The sequence below is a fragment of the Herbaspirillum sp. B65 genome, from assembly GCF_000333555.1.
GTDB lineage: Bacteria > Pseudomonadota > Gammaproteobacteria > Burkholderiales > Burkholderiaceae_D > Herbaspirillum > Herbaspirillum rubrisubalbicans.
The window spans coordinates 1-1,155 of record NZ_BADI01000800.1; the positions used below are offsets into that span (position 1 = coordinate 1).

General features: G+C 64.5%; 2 protein-coding genes. Both read left to right on the forward strand.

What is annotated here, in order from left to right; translation table 11 throughout:
• Positions 1–616 (forward strand): AMP-binding enzyme (locus I5W_RS19130; RefSeq protein WP_044530413.1); only part of this gene is annotated, 616 nt, incomplete at its 5' end.
• A 122-nt stretch (positions 617–738) separates the two neighbouring features.
• Positions 739–1,155: GNAT family N-acetyltransferase (locus I5W_RS19135; protein ID WP_044530414.1), on the forward strand; the 417-nt coding region annotated here is incomplete at its 3' end.

The following is a 1,155-nucleotide window of genomic DNA, read 5'->3' on the forward strand; positions in this document are numbered from 1 at the left end:
CGATGAAGCTACCGGCGAGCCTTGCGCGGCCGGCGAGAAGGGCGTGGTGGCCATCGAAGGGCCGTTGCCGCCGGGATGTATGCAGACCGTCTATGGCGACGATGCGCGCTTCGTGAACACCTATTGGCGCAGCCTGCCGCGCGAGGTGTATTCCACCTTCGACTGGGGCATCCGCGATGCGGACGGTTACTACTTCATCCTGGGTCGCACCGACGACGTCATCAACGTCGCCGGCCATCGCCTGGGCACGCGTGAAATCGAGGAAAGCATTTCCAGCCATCCCAATGTGTCCGAAGTGGCCGTGGTCGGGGTGGAAGACAAGTTGAAGGGGCAGGTGGCCTTTGCCTTCGCCATCCCCAAACAGGCCGATGCCATTGCCACACCGGAACAGAGGAAGGCGCTGGAAGCCGAGATCATGGGCGTGGTCGATAAGCAGATCGGCGCCGTGGGCCGTCCGGCGCGGGTGTTCTTCGTCAGCGGCTTGCCCAAGACGCGCTCGGGCAAGCTGTTGCGTCGGGCCATACAATCCATCTGCGAAGGCCGCGATGCGGGCGACCTGCCCACCATCGAGGATCCGGCTGCACTGGAACAGGTGCGCGCGGCACTGCGCGATTGAGCCGTTTGAGCGGTCGCTTGTGCCACCGGATGTGGGGCGGCCATGCCCGCAGCATGGCCGCCATGGCGGGCTTAATTTGGTTACACTGACGGCTTCGATTCCGTTTGCTCTCCCATTCGCCCATGCAGCCTTCCATCCGCCCGGCCACCGCCGCCGACGCTGCCGCCCTGTGCGGCATCTACAACCATTACGTCCAGACCACCGTCATCAGCTTCGAGACCGAAGCAGTCAGCGTCGAGGCCATGGCCGCGCGCATTGCCGAGGTGCAGGCGCAGTTCCCCTGGCTGGTCTTTGAAGAGGACGGCGCGGTGCTGGGTTATGCCTATGCCAGCAAATGGAAGCCGCGCGCGGCTTACCAGCACTCGGTGGAAAGCTCGGTCTACCTGCGTCACGATGCCGGTGGACGTGGCATCGGCAAGCAGTTGTACCGTGCATTGATCGCCCGGCTAAAGCCCCTGGGCGTGCACCTGGTCATCGGCGGCATCGCCCAGCCCAACCCGGCCAGCGTGGCCTTGCATGAGAGCGTGGGGTTCGGAAGT